Origin of the sequence: Micromonospora sp. RV43 (assembly GCF_001029515.1) — a bacterium.
Lineage (GTDB): Bacteria > Actinomycetota > Actinomycetes > Mycobacteriales > Micromonosporaceae > Micromonospora > Micromonospora aurantiaca.
Genome location: NZ_LEKG01000005.1, coordinates 1 through 20,156, shown reverse-complemented (window position 1 = coordinate 20,156; position 20,156 = coordinate 1). Strand labels below are relative to the sequence as shown.

The window sequence follows — 20,156 nt, the reverse complement described above, 5'->3', positions numbered from 1 at the left end:
GTCAGGACATCCCCAGCTCGCGGTCGATGAAGTCGAAGACCTCGTCCGGCGTCGCGTCCTGGAGCTTCTCGGCGACGGTGTCGCCGTCCGCCGGGGCGTCGGCCTCGTTGAGGGAGGCCAGCAGCGCCCGCAGCCGCTCGGTGATCCGAATTCGGGCGCTGCGGTCCGGCGCCGAGCCGGAGAGCGCCGCTTCCAACCTGTCCAGCTCGCCGAAGACCGGTGCGACCCCGACCACCCCGCCGTCGACGACGGCGGCCCGCACGTACTCGGCCAGCCCGGCGGCGGTCGGGTAGTCGAAGACGACCGTGGCGGGCAGCCGGACGCCGGTCGCCGCGGTGAGCCGGTTGCGCAGCTCCACGGCGGTCAGCGAGTCGAAGCCGAGTTCGCGGAACGCCCGGTCCGGCTCGACGGCGTCCATCGAGGCGTGGCCGAGCACCGCGGCGGCCTGCCCGCGTACCAGCTCCAGCAGGGTCTTGCGTCGTTCGGCGTCGGTCTGCCCGGCGAGCAGGGCGGCCAGGGACTCCGCGGAGACGCCGGTGTCCTCGGCCCGCTCGGCGACGGCCCGCCGCGCCTCGGCCACGCCCGCGATGAGCGGGCTGGGCCGCACGGCGACGAAGCCGGGCACGTAACGGGCCCAGTCGATGCCGGCCACCATCGTCGCCGGCTCGCCCCGCGCGACGCACTGCGCGAGCGCCGTGAGCGCGGGCGCGGTGTCGAGGCGGGCCACGCCGGTACGCCGGCGGCGCTCCTCCACGGCAGGGTCGGTGGTGGCCATCCCGCCGGCCGCCCAGGGGCCCCAGGCGACCGAGGTGGCCGGCAGGCCCTGCCGGTGCCGCTGCTCGGCGAGGGCGTCGAGGTAGGCGTTGGCGGCGGCGTAGCTGCCCTGACCGGCGGCGCCGAGCTGCCCGGCCAGCGCGGAGAACAGCACGAACGCGCGCAGTTCCCGCCCGACGGTCAGCTCGTGCAGGTGCAGGGCACCGAGCACCTTGGGGCGCAGGACGGTGGCGAGGCGGTCGGCGGTGAGCCCGTCGAGCACCCCGTCCTCGAGGACGCCGGCCGCGTGCACGACGCTGGTCAGCGGCGCGTCGGCGGGTACCTCGTCGAGCAGCTTGGCCAGCGCGGCCCGGTCGGCCACGTCGCAGGCCGCGACGGTCACCCGGGTGCCCGCCCCGGTCAGCTCGCGGACGAGTTCGGCGGCGCCGGGGGCGTCCGCGCCACGGCGGCTGACGAGCATCAGGTGCTCGGCGCCCCGGGCGGCCAGCCAGCGGGCCACCTCCGCGCCGAGCGCGCCGGTGCCGCCGGTGACCAGCGTCGTGCCCGGGTAGCCGGCGTCGTCGGCGGGCGCCTCGCCGCCGGGTGCCCGCACCAGCCGGCGGACCAGGATGGTGGCGCCGTCGACCGCGAGCTGGTCCTCGCCGTCGAGTCCGGCGAGGGCGGCGCAGAGCAGGTCCCAGCCGTGGTCGTCCAGGGTGGCCGGTACGTCGACCAGGCCGCCCCACCGCTCGGGGTGTTCGAGGGCCACGACCCGGCCGAGGCCCCAGAGCAGCGACTGCTCCGGTCGGCTGGGCGTGCCGCTCCGGGTGGTGCCGGCGGCGCCCCGGGTGACGCACCACAGCGGCGCGGCGACGTCGAGGTCGCCGAGCGCCTGGATCAGCGCGAGCGACCGGGCGAGGAACGGCGGCACCGGCTGGGTGTCGTCGACCGGGCCGTCGGCGAGGGCGAGCAGGGACAGCACCCCGTCGACCGGGGCCGGCCCGCCGTCGGCGGTACGGGTGACACCGCTCAGGTGCGCGGTGAGGGCGGCACGGTCGGTCAGGTTCTCCGGCAGCGACACCAGCCGGACATCGGCGCCCCGGCGGGACAGCTCGGCGACGGCGGCCTCGCCCTCCTCCGGGTGCCGTGCGTCGGCGATCACCCACCAGGCGCCGGGGAGGAAGCTGACGGGCGTCCCGGTGTACGGCTGCCAGACGCTGCGGTAGCGCAGGTCGTCCAGGGCGGAGCGGTTGCGCTGCTGGCGTCGCCAGGAGGCGAGCACGGGCAGGGCCGCGCCCAGCCGTTCCAGGGATTCCGTCGCGTCCTGCTCGGTGAGTTCCGCGAGCGCGGCCAGGTCCTCGCTCTCGACGGCCGCCCAGAACGCGGAGTCGACGCCGCTCGGGGTCTCCTCGGCGCCGTCCTGCCGGGTCGCCGCGGTCGGCCAGAAGCGGCTGCGGTCGAAGGCGTACGTGGGCAGTGCGACGGTGTCGGTCTCGGCGAGTACGGCCGTCAGGTCGACGGGCAGACCGATCGTGTGGGCGGTGGCGAGGTTCGTCAGCAGCCGCGTCGCGTCGTCGTCACCGCGCCGCAGGCTGCCCAGCGTGTGCCCGGTGACGCCGGCGTCGTCCAGGATCGCCGTGACCGGCATCGCCAGCACCGGATGCGGGGAGATCTCCACGAACGTCGTGTGACCCGCCTCGACGGCCACCCGGACGGCGGCCTCGAACTGGACGGTCTGCCGCAGATTGTCGTACCAGTAGTCCGCCGTCATCGAGGACGGGTCCACCCAGTCCCCGGTGAGGGTGGAGACGAGCCGGACGTTGCCCTGTCGCGGAGTCACGTCGGCCAGGTCGGCGCGCAACTGCTCCGCGACGTCCTGCACCGCCACGGAGTGCGACGCGTAGTCCACCGGAATCAACCGCGCCCGCACCCCGTCGGCCTGGCACGCCTCCACGAGGTCGGCAACCGGCCGCGGCGGACCCGACACCACCACCGTCGACGGACCGTTCACCGCCGCAACGCCCACCCCGGGGAACTCCCCGAGCCGCTCGGCCACCGCCTCCGCCGACAGGTCGACCGACGCCATCGTCCCGGTGCCCCGCAGCACCGTCAGCGCCCGCGACCGCAACGCGACCGCCTTCGCCGCATCCTCCAGGCTGAGGATCCCCGCCACACACGCCGCGCCGATCTCGCCCTGCGAGTGACCGACCACCGCAGCCGGGGTGACCCCGGCGTGCTGCCACACCGCCGCCAGAGCCACACCCACGGCCCACAGCACCGGCTGCACCACCTCGACCCGCGCCAACCACGACTCGTCGTCACCGGTCAACACCGACCCCAGATCGACGTCCAGGTACGGCGCCAACGCCCGCTGACACTCCGCCAGCCGCGCGTCGAACACCGGCACACGACCGACGAGACCGGCCGCCATCCGCGCCGACTGCGCACCCTGACCCGGGAACACGAACACCGCACCGGTTCCGGAGGCCGTACCCGTGACGAGGTTCCCCGCCGGCGCGCCGGCGGACAGGGCGTCGAGCCCCGCCAGCAACTCGGCCACGGTGGCCCCGACGACGGCGGCCCGCTGGTCGAACGTCGACCGGGTGGCGGCGAGGGACCAGCCCAACACCGCCGCGTCGAGGTCGGCGTGCGCGCGGACGTGCTGGGCCAGGCGAGCGGCCTGACCGGCCAGCGCGCCCTTCGACCGCCCCGACACCGTCCAGACGACGACGTCGGAGGCCACGAGCCCCGGGCTGCGATCCTCGGCGGCCTCGCCGTCGGGCTCCACGCTCTCGGCGGGGAGGTCCTCGGGCAGTTCGATGATGACGTGGGCGTTGGTGCCGGAGATGCCGAACGAGGACACCGCCGACCGGCGCGCCCGGCCCACGGCCGGCCACGGCCGCGACTCGATCGCCAGCTCGACGGCCCCGGAGTTCCAGTCGATGTGCGGGGACGGCTCGTCCACGTGCAGCGTCGCGGGGACCACGCCCTCCCGCATCGCCAGCACCATCTTGATCACACCGGCGACGCCGGCGGCGGCCTGGGTGTGGCCGATGTTCGACTTCACGGAGCCGAGCAGCAGCGGCTCGTCGCGCTCCTGCCCGTACGTGGCGAGCAGGGCCTGCGCCTCGATCGGGTCGCCGAGGGTGGTGCCCGTGCCGTGGGCCTCGACCACGTCCACGTCGGCCGTGGTGAGGCGGGCCGACGCCAGCGCCTGGCGGATCACCCGCTGCTGCGACGGACCGTTCGGGGCCGTCAGCCCGTTCGACGCACCATCCTGATTGACCGCACTGCCCCGCACGATCGCCAGCACCTCATGACCGTTACGCCGCGCGTCCGACAACCGCTCCACCACCAGCACGCCCACGCCCTCGCCCCAGCCCGTGCCGTCGGCACCCGCCGCGAACGCCTTGCACCGGCCGTCGGCCGCCAGGCCCCGCTGCCGCGAGAACTCCACGAACAGCCCGGGCGTCGCCATCACGGTCACGCCACCGGCCAGGGCCAGGTCGCACTCGCCACGCCGCAGCGACTGCACCGCCAGGTGCAACGCCACAAGCGACGACGAACACGCCGTGTCCACCGACACCGCCGGCCCCTCCAACCCCAACGCGTACGCCACCCGACCCGACACCACACTCGCGGCGTTCCCCGTGCCAGCGAAGCCCTCCACCTCGTCCCCCGCCACCATCAGCAGGGCCCCATAGTCCTGACCATTCGTGCCCACGAACACCCCTGTTCGCGAACCCCGAAGAACCCCAGGCTCAACCCCTGCCCGCTCGACCGCCTCCCACGAAACCTCCAGCAACAACCGCTGCTGCGGGTCCATCGCCAAGGCCTCACGGGGGGAAATCCCGAAGAAACCGGCATCAAACTCCGCCGCCTCATAGAGGAAGGCGCCGCTGCGGACGTATGAGGTGCCGGTGGAATAGGGGTCGGGGTCGTAGAGCTTCTCGACGTCCCAACCCCGATCGCCGGGTAGGTCGGACACGGCGTCGCGGCCGGCGTGCAGCATCTGCCAGAACCGCTCGGGGTCGTTCGCCCCGCCGGGGAAGCGGCAGGACATGGCGACGATGGCCACCGGCTCGTCGTCGCCGAGCGTCACCGGGGCGGCCTCGACGGCCACGGCGGCCTCGCCGCCCAACTCCTCGTGCAGGTGCCGGGCGAGCGCGGTCGGCGACGGGTAGTCGAAGACCAGGGTCACCGGCAGCCGCAGCGAGGTGGCGGTGGCGAGCCGGTTGCGCAGCTCCACCGCCGTCACCGAGTCGAAGCCGAGGTCCCGGAACGCGTGGTGCGGGTCGACGGCCTGGCCGTCGGCGTACTTGAGGACCGCGGCCGCCTGGTCGCGGACCAGATCGAGCAGCGCCTGCTGGCGCTCGGCGGCGCTCATCCGGGTGAACGCGCCGGCGGGGCCGGCCTCGTCGGTCTCCTTCGTCTCGGCGAGGCCCTTGGTGGCCTGCAACCGCTGCGCCTCGGGGATCTCCGAGATCAGCGGGCCGGGACGGGTGGCGGTGAACGCGACGAAGAACCGGTCCCAGGCGATGTTCGAGATGGTCAGGAAGGTCTCGTCGTGCTCGACGGCCTGGTGCAGGGCCGCGACGGCGAGGCGCGGGGGCATCTCGGGTGCGCCGTGGCGGTGCAGCATCCGGCCGAACTCGCCGTCGGCCATGCCGCCGCCGCCCCAGGCGCCCCAGCCGATGGAGGTGGCGGGCAGGCCGAGGGCGCGCCGGTGCTCGGCGAGGGCGTTGAGGAACGCGTTGCCGGGGGCGTAGTTGCCCACGCCGGAGCTGCCGACGGTGCCGGCCATCGAGGAGAACAGGATGAACGCGTCGAGGTCCAGCTCGCGGGTCAGCTCGTGCAGGTTCAGCGCGGTCGTGACCTTCGCGCTGAGCGCGTAGTCGACCTGCTCCAGGGTCAGCGAGTTGATCACCGAGTCGTCGAGGACGGCGGCGGTGTGCACGACTGTGGTCAGCGGGTGCTCGGGCGGCAGGTCGGCGAGGACGGCGGCGAGCGCCGACCGGTCGGCGGCGTCGCAGGCGGCGACGGTGACCCGGGCGCCCAGTGCGACCAGCTCGGCCTCGAGGTCGGCGATGCCCTCGGCCTGCCGGCCGCGCCGGCTGACCAGCACCAGGTGCGCGGCGCCGTTGGCGGCGAGCCAGCGGGCCATGTGTCCGCCGAGCGCGCCGGTGCCGCCGGTGACCAGGGCGGTGCCCGACGGTCGCCAGGTGCGCGGGGCGGGGGCGTCGCCGAGCGGGGCGTGCAGCAGTCGCCGGCCGAAGGCGCCGGCCCACCGCAGCGCGACCTGGTCCTCGCCGTCGGCGCCGGCGAGGACACGGACCAGCCGTCGGCCGGCCGCGTCGTCGAGTTCGTCGGGCAGGTCCACGAGGCCGCCCCAGCGGTCCGGGTGTTCGAGTGCGGCGACCCGGCCGAAGCCCCAGGTGAGCTGCTGGAGCGGGTGCGGCAGCGGGTCGGCCGGGCCGGTGGCGACGGCACCCCGGGTGAGGCACCACAGCGGCGCGCGGACTCCGGCGTCGCCGAGCGCCTGCACGAGGGTGACGGTGCCGGCGAAACCGACCGGCACCGACTGGTGCGCCGGGGCGGGCGTCTCGTCGAGCGGCAGCAGCGACACGATCCCGGCGGGGCGAGGGCCGCCGTCGGCGAGGTCGCGCAGCCGAGCGGCGAGCGCCGCGCGGTCCGTGCGGTCGGCGTCCAGCGCCAGCGGTACGACGGTGCCGCCGTGCCGCCGCAATGCGTCGGTGCAGAAGTCGGCCTCGGCCGCGCCGGTGTCGTCGGGGCCGGTGAGCAGCCACCAGGTGCCGGTGGCTGCCGGCTCGCCGGAGGCGTCGGGAGCGACGGGCGTCCAGTTGTCCCGGTACCGCCAGGAGTCCACGGTGGCCTGGTCGCGGTGCCGGCGACGCCAGGCGGCGAGCACCGGCAGCACGTCGGCGAACGCCGTCTCCGGGACGGGCCGCGACTCGGCCGTGGCGGAGAGTTCGGCCGTGAGCGCGGTCAGGTCCTCCGCCTCGACGGCCGCCCAGAACCGGGCGTCGACCTCGTCGTCGGCCACGGGACCGGCGGCCGCGGGGGCGGGCGCGGTTGACGGCTGCGGCCAGTAGAGCTGCCGCTGGAACGGATACGTGGGCAGGTCGAGACGACGCCCGGCGAGACCGGCGAAGGCGGGCCGCCAGTCCACGGCCGTACCCCCGGCCCAGACCTCGGCCAGGGCGCGCAGGAAGCGGCCGAGGCCGCCCTCGCCCCGGCGCAGGCTGCCGGTGACGGTGACCGCGTCCGGGTCGGCGGCGGCCAGCTCGACGCTCTCCTGCACGGCCATGGTCAGCACCGGGTGGGCGCTGACCTCGACGAAGGTCTGGTAGCCGGCGGTGACGAGGCTGCGTACCGCCTCGTCGAAGCGGACGGTCTGCCGCAGGTTGCGGTACCAGTAGTCGGCGTCGAGGGCGGCGGTGTCGAGCCAGTCGCCCTCGACTGTGGAGCGGAACCGGACCTCGCCGGTGCGGGGCCGCAGCCCGGCGAGCAGTTCCAGGAGCTGCTCGCGCAGCTGCTCGACGTGGGCGGAGTGGGAGGCGTAGTCCACGGGCACGCGGCGCACCCGCACCTCGCGGGACTCGTAGTGGGCGACGAGCTCGTCGAGGGCGGCGCCGTCGCCGGAGACCACGACGGAGGTGGGTCCGTTGACGGCGGCCAGGGCGATGCGGCCAGCCCAGCGGGCGATCGTCGCGGTGGCCTCGTCGGCGGTGGTGGCGACCGAGACCATGCCGCCGTCCCCGGCGATGCCGGCGATGATCCGGCTGCGCAGCGCGACCACGGCCGCCGCGTCGTCGAGGGTGAGGCCACCGGCGACGTACGCGGCGGCGATCTCGCCCTGGGAGTGGCCGACGACGGCTGCGGGGCGCACCCCGTACGACTCCCAGAGCGCGGCGAGCGAGACGCTGACCGCGAACAGGGTGGGCTGCACGACGTCGACGCGCTCCAGCGACGGGGCGTCGGGCGCGCCGCGCACCACGTCGGTCGGTGACCAGTCGACGTACGGGCGCAGCGCCTCGGCGCAGGCGGCGAACGTCTCCGCGAAGACGGGGGCGGTGTCGAGCAGCTCGGCGGCCATCCCGGCCCACTGCGAGCCCTGGCCCGGGAAGACGAACGCGACCTCGCCCGGCGTGCCGGGGAGGCGGGTGACGGTCTGCGGGCCGGGCCGGCCGGCGGCGAGCGCGTCGAGGGACGCGGCCAGGTCGTCGCGGTCGGCGGCGAAGACGACGGCCCGGTGGTCGTGGGCGGCGCGGGTGGCGGCCAGCGACCAGCCGACGTCGGCGAGCGCGTCGTCGTCCACTGTGCCGAGGTGCTCGCGCAGGTCCCGGCTGCGGGCGGTGAGGGCGTCGACGGTGCGCCCGGAGAGGACCCAGGGCAGTTCCCCGGTCGGCACGTCGGCTGCCGGTCCGGGCTCCGGCTCGTCGGCGGGGGCCTGTTCGAGGATGGTGTGCACGTTGGTGCCGCTGATCCCGAACGAGGAGACGGCGGCGCGGCGTACCCCGTCGGCCGGCTCCCACGGCCGGGCGGCGGTGAGCAGCTCGACGCTGCCGGCGGTCCAGTCGACGTGCGGGGTGGGCTCGTCCACGTGCAGGGTGGGCGGCAGCACCCCGTGCCGCATGGCCAGGACCATCTTCATCACCCCGGCGACGCCGGCCGCCGCCTGGGTGTGCCCGATGTTCGACTTGATCGAGCCGAGCCAGAGCGGCCGGTCGGCGGGCCGGTCCTGGCCGTACGTGGCGATGAGCGCCTGCGCCTCGATCGGGTCGCCGAGGGTGGTGCCGGTGCCGTGCGCCTCGACGGCGTCCACCTGGTCGGCGGTGAGTCCGGCGTTGGCGAGGGCCTGCCGGATCACCCGCTGCTGGGCGGGGCCGTTGGGTGCGGTGAGGCCGTTGGAGGCGCCGTCCTGGTTGACGGCGCTGCCGCGCAGCACGGCGAGGACCGGGTTGCCGTCGCGGCGGGCGTCGGAGAGGCGCTGGAGCACCAGCAGGCCGACGCCCTCGCCCCAGCCGGTGCCGTCGGCGGCTCCGGCGAACGGCTTGCACCGGCCGTCGGCGGCGAGGCCACGCTGGCGGGAGAAGCCGACGAAGATGCCGGGGGTGGCCATCACGGTGGCGCCGCCGGCCAGGGCGAGGTCACACTCGCCCGTCTGGAGGGCCTGCGCGGCCAGGTGCATCGCGACCAGCGACGACGAGCAGGCCGTGTCGACGGTGACCGCCGGGCCGTGCAGTCCGAAGGTGTACGCCAGCCGGCCGGAGATGACGCTGGCGGAGGTGCCGGTGGCGAGGTAGTTCTCGTCGACGTCCCCGTTGGCCATCAGCAGCGAGCCGTAGTCCTGGCCGTTGGTGCCGACGTACACGCCGGTGCGGCTGCCGCGCAGGGCGGTCGGGTCGATCCGGGCCCGCTCGAACGCCTCCCAGGTGGTCTCCAGCAGCAGCCGCTGCTGCGGGTCCATGGCGAGGGCCTCGCGGGGGCTGATGCCGAAGAACGCCGGGTCGAACTCGCCGGCTCCGGCGACGAAGCCGCCCTCCCGGACGTAGCTGGTGCCGAGGTGCTCGGGGTCGGGGTGGTACAGCTCGGCGAGGTTCCAGCCGCGCTCGCCGGGCATCAGGCTCAGCGCGTCGGTGCCGGTGGCCAGCAGGTCCCAGAGCTGCTCGGGCGAGGTGACCCCGCCGGGGAAGCGGCAGCTCATGGCGACGATGGCGATCGGTTCGCGGTCGCGGCCGGTGCCGTCGGCGACCACCTCGCCGGTGGTGTGCCCGGCGGTGAGGCCGTGCAGGTGGGCGGCGAGTTCGGCGACCGTGGGGTGGTCGAAGACCAGCGTGGCGGGCAGGGTCATCCCGGTCTCGGCGGTGAGCCGGTTGCGCAGCTCGACGGCGGTGAGCGAGTCGAAGCCGAGGTCGCGGAAGGTGCGCTCGGGCAGCGGCCGGCCGGCCGGGTAGCCGAGCACGACGGCGGCCTGGGTGCGTACGAGGTCGGCGAGCTGCGGCAGGGACCGGCCGACCACCACGGCGCGGGCGGGGCCGGTGGGCACGGCGGGCACCCCGGGCAGGGCGGCGATCAGTGGCGTCGGGCGGCCCCAGGAGGCGGCGAGGCGGCCCCAGTCGACGGCGGCGACGGTGACGGCCGGCTCGGCGGTGTTGACCAGCCGGCCGAGGGCGGTGACGGCCTCTGCGGCGGGGAGCGCGTCGACGCCGCCCCGGGCGAGCCGGGCGGTCAGCGCGGCGGCCATGCCGTCCTCGGCCCAGGCGCCCCAGGCGATGGCGGTGCCGGGCAGGCCCTGGTCGCGTCGCCAGGCCGCGAACGCGTCGAGATAGGCGTTGGCCGCCGCGTAGTTGCCCTGTCCGGCGCTGCCGATGATCCCGGCGAGGGAGGAGAAGAGCACGAACGCGTCGAGGTCGCGGTGGGCGGTGGCCTCGTGCAGCACCTGGGCGGCGCGGACCTTGCCGTCGAGGACGGTCTGCATCCGGCCCAGGTCGAGCCCGTCGAGGACGCCGTCGTCGATCACGCCGGCGGTGTGCACGACGGCGGTCAACTCCGGCAGGCCGGCCACGAGGGCGTCGACGGCCGCCCGATCGGTGACGTCGCACGCCACCACGCGTACCGCGCCCAACTCGTCGACCAGCTCCGCAGCGCCCGGCGCCGCCGGACCCCGCCGCGACGCCAGCACCACCTCGGCCGCCCCGTTCGCCAGCAACCAGCGCGCCACGTGCCGACCCAGCGCACCCGTACCACCGGTCACCAGCACCGTCCCGGCGGGCCGCCAACCCGCACCCGCGGGCGGCGCGGCCGGCACCAGCCGCCGGCCGAAGACGCCCTGGGGGCGGATCGCCACCTGGTCGTGGCCGGCGTCGGCGAGGACGGCGAGCAGCGCGTCCGCCGCGGTGCGCTCGGCGCGGGCGGGCAGGTCGATCAGGCCGCCCCAGCGGTCGGGCTGTTCGAGCGCGACGACCCGGCCCAGGCCCCAGGCCAGGGCGGGCCAGGGGTCGGTGAGGGTCTCGCCGGCCCCGACGCGCACGGCGCCCCGGGTGAGGCACCAGAGCCGGCCGGGCAGGCCGGCGTCGGCGAGCGCCTGGGTGAGGGTGAGCAGCAGCGCGGCGCCGACGGAGACGGCCGGGGCGTCCGGCAGCGCCCGGTCGGTCGCGGGGAGCACGCAGAGCACACCGGTCCAGCCCTGCTCGCCGTGGCCGCGCAGCAGCCCGGTCAGCTCGGCACGGTCGACGCCGGGGGCGACGGTGAGCGTGTCGACGTGGGCGCCCGCGCCGGTCAGCGTGCCGGCCGCCCCGGCGTCGTCGGCGTCGGCGGTGACGACCAGCCAGCGGCCGGTCAGCGCGGGCGCGGCGGCGGGGCGTACCGGCTCCCAGTCGATCCGGTACGTCCAGCCGTCCACCACGGCGTCGCGCTGCCGGGCCCGTCGCCACGACGAGAGCACCGGTACGGCCGGGGCGAGGGCCTCGACCGCGGCGGGGTCGTCCTGCACGGCCAGGTGGGCGGCGACCCCGGTCAGGTCGCCGCGCTCCACGGCCGCCCAGAAGTCCCCCTCGGCGGCGTCGCCCGGCGCGGCCGTCACGGCGGTGCCGCCGGCCTCGGGCCAGTAGCGCTGGTGCTGGAAGGCGTACGTGGGCAGGTTCACCCGCCGCGCGCCGGTCTCGGCGAACCACTGCCGCCAGTCGACTGCGACCCCGCGCACGTGCAGCTCCGCCAGCCCGGCCAGCAGCCCGTGCGCCTCGGGCCGGTCCCCGCGCTGCGCCGGCACGGCGAGCACACCGGCCCCGTCCGACAGGGCGTCGCCGACCATCGCGGTCAGTACGCTGCGCGGCCCGACCTCCAGGAACGTGTCCGCCCCGGCGGCGCGCAGCGCGGTGATTCCGTCGGCGAAGCGGACGGCCTCGCGGACGTGACGCACCCAGTAGTCGGCCGTACGGATCTCGTCGGCGTCGGCCAGCGCACCGGTCACGTTCGACACCACCGGCAGCGACGGCGCGGAGAACGTCAACCCGTCGAGGACGGCGCGGAACTGGGCGAGCATCGGCTCCATCAGCGGACTGTGGAACGCGTGGCTGACGGTGAGGCGGCGGGTGCGTACGCCCCGGTTCTTCCAGAGCCGCTCCACCTCGTCCAGGGCCGCCACGGCGCCCGAGACCACGACCGAGGTCGGCCCGTTGACCGCCGCGATCCCCACGTCGGCCAGGCCGTCGAGCGTGGCGAGGACGTCGGCCTCGGTGGCCGCGACGGCCAGCATCCCACCCCCGGCGGGCAGCGCCTGCATCAACCGGCCCCGCGCCGTCACCAGCGCGCAGGCGTGCTCCAGCGACAGCACCCCGGCCACGTACGCGGCCGTGACCTCGCCGATCGAGTGACCGCCGACCAGGTCGGGGGCGACGCCGAAGGACTCCACCAGCCGGAACAGCGCCACCTCGACGGCGAACAGACCGGCCTGCGTGAACACCGTCTGGTCCAGCAGGTCGGCGTCGGCCGAGCCCTCAGCGGCGAAGAGCACCTCACGCAGGGGGCGCGGCAAGGCTCGATCCAGGTGCCCGCACACCTCGTCCAGCGCGGCGGCGAACACGGGGAACTCGGCGTACAACTCCCGGCCCATGCCGACGCGCTGCGCGCCCTGACCCGAGAAGAGCACCGCGAGCTGGCCGCGCGGCGCCCCGGCACCGGTCACGACGGTACCGGCCGGTTCCCCGGCGGCAAGGGCGCGCAGCCCCGCGAGCAGGTCGTCGCGGCCGGTCGCGGACAGCACGGCCCGACGGTCCAGGGTGGAGCGGAAGGTGACCGACGAGAAGGCCACGTCGAGCGGGCGGAGGGTCTCGTCGGCGGCGAACCGGGCGGCCCAGCGGCCGGCCTGCGCGGCGAGCGCGGCGTCGGAGCGGGCGGAGAGCAGCACGGGGGCCACTGTGCGGGCCTGCGGCGTGGTCGGCTCGGCCTCGACCTCGGCGGGAGCCGGGGCCTGCTCGATGATGGTGTGCGCGTTGGTGCCGGACACGCCGAACGACGACACGGCGGCCCGGCGCGGCCGGTCCACGGCGGGCCAGGGCGTCGCGGCGGTGGCGAGGGTGACCGCCCCGGCGGTCCAGTCGATGTGCGGGGACGGCTCGTCGACGTGCAGGGTGGGCGGCACGACGCCGTGCCGCATCGCCATCACCATCTTGATCACACCGGCCACGCCGGCGGCGGCCTGCGTGTGCCCGATGTTCGACTTGACCGACCCGAGCAGCAGCGGCGCGGAGTCCCCCCGGTCCTGTCCGTACGTGGCCAGCAGCGCCTGCGCCTCGATCGGGTCGCCGAGCCGGGTGCCCGTGCCGTGCGCCTCCACCACGTCGACCTGCTCGGGCGTGAGGCGGGCGTTGCCCAGGGCCTGGCGGATGACGCGCACCTGGGAGGGGCCGTGCGGGGCGCTGAGCCCGTTGGACGCGCCGTCCTGGTTGACCGCGCTGCCGCGTATCACGGCGAGCACCGGGTGGCCGTGCCGCTGCGCGTCGGAGAGCCGGGTGAGCAGCAGGATGCCGATGCCCTCGGACCACGAGGTGCCGTCCGCGCCGGCGGCGAACGCCTTGCACCGGCCGTCGGCGGCGAGGCCGCGTTGCCGGCTGAAGCCGACGAAGACCGCCGGGGTGGGCATCACCGTCACGCCGCCCGCGAGGGCCAGCTCGCAGTCGCCGTTGCGCAGGGCCTGCGCGGCCAGGTGAAGGGCGACGAGCGAGGACGAGCAGGCGGTGTCGACGGTGACCGCCGGCCCCTCCAGCCCGAGCGTGTACGCGACGCGGCCGGAGATGACGCTCGTGGCGTTGCCGGTGAGCAGGTGCCCCTCGCCGTTCTCGGCCTGCGCCATCATGCCGTCGTAGCCGTGCGACGACGCCCCGACGAAGACGCCGGTGCGGCTGCCCCGGACGGCCGGCAGCGGCAGCGCGGCCCGCTCGAACGCCTCCCAGGACGTCTCCAGCAGCAGCCGCTGCTGCGGGTCCATGGCGACGGCCTCGCGGGGCGAGATGCCGAACAGGTCGGCGTCGAAGTCGGCGGCGGAGTAGACGAAGCCGCCCTCGCGCACGTAGCTGGTGCCCGGGTGGTCGGGGTCGGGGTGGAAGAGGTTCTCCAGGTCCCAGCCCCGGTCGGCGGGGAACGGCCCGATCCCGTCGCCGCCGTCGTGCACGAGCTGCCACAGCGCCTCGGGGCTGTCGACCCCGCCGGGGTAACGGCAGCTCATCGCCACGATGGCGACGGGCTCGGCGTCGCGGGCCTCCAGCTCGCGCAGCCGACGCCGGGTACGCCGCAGCTCCGAGGTCGTACGCTTCAGGTACTCGACGTACTTCTCGTCCTCGTTGCTCACCGTGGACCTACCTCACTCGGCATGCCGATGTCGTTGCGGCTGGTGGTCACGACGTCTCCAGCTCGCGGTCGATCAGGTCGAAGATGTTCGCGGCGGTGGCCGACTCCAGGTCGTCGTCGCCGTCCGCGTCCGCCTGCCGCTCGGTCAGCCGGCCCAGCAGGCCGTGCAGCCGGTCGGTGATCCGGCGGAACTCGTCGTCGGCCGGGTCCAGCCCGACGAGCGCCGCCTCCAGCCGGTCGAGTTCCCGGCCCGCCCCCGACGGCTCGCCCGCCGAGTTCGCCGGGACGAACTGCCCGCCCAGGTGGGCGGCGAGCGCCTCGGGCGTCGGGTTGTCGAAGACCAGCGTCGCCGGCAGCCGCAGCCCGGTGGCCGCGCCGAGCCGGTTGCGCAGCTCGACGGCGGTGAGCGAGTCGAAGCCGAGTTCCCGGAACGCCCGGGTCGGCTCGATGCCGGCCGGGTCGCCGTGGCCGAGGACGACCGCCACGTGCGACAGCACCAGGTCGCGCAGGGCGCGTGCCCGCTTGTCGTCGGGCAGGGCGCGCAGCGTCTCGGCGTACGCCTGCCCGTCGGTGGCCGCACCGGCCGCGCCCCGGCGGCCGGCGGCGCGGACCAGGTTGGTCAGCAGCGGGTGTACGGGCGACCCGGGCGCGGCCACGCCGGTGACGATCTTGGCGGGCATGAGGGTCGCCCGCTCCGAGCGCCAGACCGCGTCGAACAGGGCGAGCCCCTCGGCGTCGGAGAGGGCGGCCATGCCGCCCCGGTCGAGGCGGCGGATGTCGGCCGAGTCGAGGTGACCGGTCATGCCGCTGGCCTGCGCCCAGCGGCCCCACGCCAGCGCGACGGCCGGCAGGCCGAGGGCCCGCCGGTGCTCGGCGAGGGCGTCGAGGAACGCGTTGCCGGCGGCGTAGTTGCCCTGGCCGGGACCGCCGAACACGCCCGCGGCGGCGGAGAAGAGCACGAACGCGCTCAGCTCGTGGCCGAGGGTGGCCCGGTGCAGGTTCCACGCCACGTCGACCTTGGGCCGCAGCACCGCGGCGAGGCGGTCGGGGGTGAGCGACTCGACGGTGGCGTCGTCGAGGACGCCGGCGGCGTGCACGACGGCGCGCAGCGGGTGGCGTCGGTCCACCGTGGACAGCACGTCCGCCACGGCGTCCGGGTCGGCCAGGTCGGCGGCGACGATCGACACGTCCGCGCCGAGGGCCTTGAGGTCGGCGAGCAGGTCGTCGGCGCCCTCGGCGTCCGGGCCGCGCCGGCTGACCAGCAGCAGTTGCCGGGCGCCGTGCGCGGTGACCAGATGCCGGCAGAGCAGCGCGCCGAGGGTGCCGGTCGCCCCGGAGACCAGGACCGTGCCGTCGAGCCGGGGCGTCTGCGGGATACTCAGGGCGAGCTTGCCGACGTGCCGGGCCTGGCTGAGGAAGCGGAACGCCTCGGGGGCGCGCCGGACGTCCCAGGTGCGCCGGGGCAGGGGCCGCAGCGCACCGGCGGCGAAGAGCGCCATCAGTTCGCCCAGCATCGCGCCGATCTTCCCGGGGCCGGCCTCGATGAGGTCGAAGACCTGGTAGCTGACGCCCGGGTGGTCGGCGGCGACCTGCTGCGGGTCGCGCTTGTCGGTCTTGCCCATCTCGACGAACCGGCCGCCGTCGGCGAGCAGCCGCAGCGACGCGTCGACGTACTCGCCGCGCAGGGCGTTGAGCACCACGTCGACGCCCCGGCCACCGGTGCGGTGGGCGAACTCGTCGGCGAAGTCGAGGCTGCGGGAGGAGGCGAGGTGCGCGTCGTCGAAGCCGGTGGCGCGCAGCGCCGGCCACTTGCCGGGGCTGGCCGTGCCGTAGACCTCCGCGCCGAGGTGGCGGGCGATCTGCACGGCGGCCATGCCGACGCCGCCGGCCGCCGCGTGGACGAGCACTGACTCGCCCGCGCGCAGCCGGGCCAGCTCCACCAGCCCGTACCAGGCGGTCAGGAAGACCACGGGCACGGCGGCGGCGTCGGTGTAGGACCAGCCGTCGGGGATGCGGGTGAGCAGTCTGCGGTCGGTGACCGCCGCCGAGGAGAACGAGCCGGAGAAGATGCCCGTCACCCGGTCGCCGGGGGCGAGGTCGGTGACGCCCGGCCCCACGCCGAGCACCACGCCGGCGCCCTCGTTGCCCAGCACCTCCTGGTCGGGGACCATGCCGAGGGCCAGCACCACGTCGCGGAAGTTCAGCCCGGAGGCGCGCATCCCGACCAGGACGTGGCCCGCCGGCAGCTCCCCGGCCGTCTCGGGGCCGGGCAGCAGGGCGAGGTTCTCCAGCGTGCCCTTCTCGGTGACGTCGAGGCGCCATGGCACCTCGCCGGCGGGCAGCGGCAGCACCCCGGCGTCGCGGGCCCGGGTCAGCCGCGGCACGAGCGGCGCGCCGTCGCGGAGCGCGAGCTGCGGCTCGCCGGAGGCGACGGCCGCCGGGACGGCCGCCAGGGAGGCGGCGTCGTCGTCGGTGTCGAGCAGCGTGAACCGGCCGGGGTGCTCGGACTGCGCGGAGCGGACCAGTCCCCACAGGCTCGCCCGGGCCAGGTCGCGGGGGGCCTCGCCCGGGGCCGCGCCGACCGCGCCCCGGGTGTGCAGGACCAGCCGGGACCGCTCCAGCCGGGACTCGCCCAGCCACTGCTGCACCAGCGCGAGCGCGTCGCGGGCCGCGTCGTGCGCGGCCTCGCCGGCGCGCTGCGGGTCCGGCTCCGCGCCGGAGCGCAGGTCAAGCACCATATCGGGTACGTCCCCGGACTCCCCGATCTCGGCGACCAGCGCCGCCAGGTCGGCGTGGGACCGCACCGGGTGCCCGGCGGCGGTGAGCGCACCGGTGAGGCCGAGGGTGTCGTCGCCGAGCAGCGCCCAGCTGACCGTCTGCCCCGCCGCCGCGTCGGCACCCGGCAGCGGCGTCCAGTCCAGGTGGAACACCGAGGTGCGGCGCAGCGCGGCCGCCTCGTCGGCCCGGCCCGCGGCGACGGGGCGGAACGTCAGCGACTCGACGGTGGCGACGGGCTGGCCGGCGGTGTCGGCGAGGGTGACCGCGACGGTGTCCGGGCCGAGGGAGCGCAGCCGCGCCCGCAGCCGGGTGGCCCCGTGGGCGTGCAGGGCGACCGAGCGGAAGGCGAACGGCATCCAGCCCGCCCCGGAGGTGTCCGCCGGGTCGCCGAGCAGGGCGGTGACCCCGCTGGCCTGCAGGGCCGCGTCGAACAGGGCCGGGTGCAGCCCGAAGCGGGACGCGTCGGCGCTCGCCTCCTCGGGGAGCGCCACCTCGGCGTAGACCTCGCCGTCGCCGCGCCACACCCGGCGCAGCCCACGGAAGGCGGGGCCGTAGCCGAGGCCACCCTCGGCCATCTGTGCGTACCAGGCGTCCAGGTCGGCGTCGATCTCGACGGCGCCGGCCGGCGGCCACTGCCCTGGTACGGCGGCCGGGTCGGGCAGCTGCGGCAGCAGGAGGCCCTCGGCGTGCCGGGTCCACTCGGCGTCGGCGTCCTCCTCGGGGCGGGAGTGCACTGTGACGCTCCGCTCGCCGGTGTCGGCGGGCGGGCCCACGCGGACCTGCACCTGCATCGCGCCGGTCGCGGGGAGCACCAGCGGGTTGATCAGCGTCAGGTCGCCCACCTGGCCGGCGTCGACCTCGTCGCCGGCCCGGACCACCATGTCGACGACGCCGGTGCCGGGGACGATCACTGCGCCGCCGACGGCGTGGTCGGCCAGCCACGGGTGGGTACGCACCGACAGCCGCCCGGTCAGCACCACCGTCCGGTCGTCGGCGACGGGTACGGCCGCGCTGAGCAGCGGGTGCCCGGTATCCTGGAGGCCGGCGGAGCCGACGTCACGTACGCGGTGCGCGGGGGCGTCCAGCCAGTAGCGTCCGTGCTCGAAGGCGTACGTGGGCAGTGCGACGGTGCCGGTCTCGGCGAGGACCCTGGTCAGGTCGACGGGCAGGCCGATCGTGTGCGCGGTGGCGAGGTTCGTCAGCAGCCGCGTCGCGTCGTCGTCACCGCGCCGCAGGCTGCCCAGCGTGTGCCCGCTCACGCCGGCGTCGTCCAGGATCGCCGTGACCGGCATCGCCAGCACCGGGTGCGGGGAAATCTCGACGAACGTGGTGTGCCCGGCGGCGACGGCCACCCGCACCGCCGCGTCGAACTGGACGGTCTGCCGCAGGTTGTCGTACCAGTAGTCCGCCGTCATCGAGGACGGGTCCACCCAGTCCCCGGTGAGCGTCGACACGAGGCGGGTGTGGCCCGGCTGCGGCGTCACGTCGGCCAGGTCGGCGCGCAACTGCTCCGCGACGTCCTGCACCGCCGCCGAATGCGAGGCGTAGTCGACCGGGATCAGGCGGGCCCGAACGCCGTCGGCCTGACACGACTCCACCAGGTCGGCGACCGGCTGCGGCGGACCCGAGACCACGACCGTCGACGGACCGTTCACCGCCGCGACACCGACGCCCGGGAACGCCGGCAGCCGCTCGGCCACCGACTCCGCCGACAGGTCGACCGACGCCATCGTCCCTGTACCCCGCAGCACCGTCAGCGCCCGCGACCGCAACGCGACCGCCTTCGCCGCGTCCTCCAGGCTGAGGATCCCGGCCACGCACGCCGCGCCGATCTCGCCCTGCGAATGACCGACCACCGCCGCCGGGGTGACCCCGGCGTGCTGCCACACCGCCGCCAGAGCCACACCCACGGCCCACAGCACCGGCTGCACCACCTCGACCCGCTCCAGCCACGACTCATCCTCGCCGGTCAACACCGACACCAGATCGACATCCAGGTACGGCGCCAACGCCCGCTGACACTCCGCCAGACGCGCGTCGAACACCGGCACACGACCGACGAGACCCGCCGCCATTCGTGCCGACTGCGCACCCTGACCCGGGAACACGAACACCACACCCGCACCGGTGCCGGAAACCGCACCCGTCACGAGGTTCCCCGCCGGGGTACCGGCGGACAGGGCCTCCAGCCCCGCCAGCAACTCCTCCGTGCCCGACCCGACGACAGCGGCACGGTGACCGAACGCCGACCGGGTCGTAGCCAGGGACCAGCCCACCGCCGCCACATCCACCACGGCTTCGTTGGCCCGCTGGAGGTGCCCGGCGCCGCCGGCGCCGCGCCCGCGCAGGAAGTCCGCCAGTCGGGCCGCCTGCCCCGCGAGCGCGCCCTTCGACCGCGCCGACACCGGCCACACCACGACATCGGAGGCCACCAGGCCCGGGCCGTGCCCGACCGGAGCGACGGACAGCTCGTCGGCCTGCTCGATGATCACGTGGGCGTTCGTACCGGACATGCCGAACGACGACACCGCCGCCCGACGCGGGCGCTCCACCGCCGGCCACGGCCGCGCCTGCGTCGCCAGCTCCACCGCACCGGAGGTCCAGTCGATGTGCGGCGACGGCTCGTCCACGTGCAGCGTCGCCGGGACCACGCCCTCCCGCATCGCCAGCACCATCTTGATCACACCGGCGACACCCGAGGCGGCCTGGGTGTGGCCGATGTTCGACTTGATCGAGCCGAGCAGCAGCGGCTCGTGTCCCTCCCGGCCCTGCCCGTAGGTCGCCAGCAGGGCCTGCGCCTCGATCGGGTCACCCAGCGTCGTGCCCGTACCGTGCGCCTCCACCACGTCGACATCCGCGCTGCCCAGCCGGGCACCGGCGAGCGCCTGGCGGATCACCCGCTGCTGCGACGGACCGTTCGGGGCCGTCAGCCCGTTCGACGCACCATCCTGATTGACCGCACTGCCCCGCACGATCGCCAGCACCTCGTGACCGTTACGCCGCGCGTCCGACAACCGCTCCACCAGCAGCACACCAACACCCTCACCCCAGCCCGTGCCGTCGGCACCCGCCGCGAACGCCTTGCACCGGCCGTCGGCCGCCAGTCCCCGCTGCCGGGAGAACTCGAAGAAGGTGCCGGGGGTGGCCATGACCGTGACGCCGCCGGCCAGGGCCAGGTCGCACTCGCCACGCCGCAGCGACTGCACCGCCAGGTGCAACGCCACCAACGACGACGAACACGCCGTGTCCACCGACAC

The 20,156-nt window shown here is 75.7% G+C and carries 2 protein-coding genes; both read right to left on the bottom strand.

Annotated elements, in window-relative coordinates:
• Position 1 precedes the first annotated feature (1 nt).
• Positions 2–14,122, bottom strand: a complete 14,121-nt coding sequence (locus ABD52_RS02580) for a type I polyketide synthase (protein WP_047890656.1) — start codon at positions 14,120–14,122, stop codon at positions 2–4.
• Positions 14,123–14,168: 46 nt separating this feature from the next.
• On the bottom strand, positions 14,169–20,156 hold a 5,988-nt coding region (locus tag ABD52_RS02575), incomplete at its 5' end, for a type I polyketide synthase (protein ID WP_047890655.1).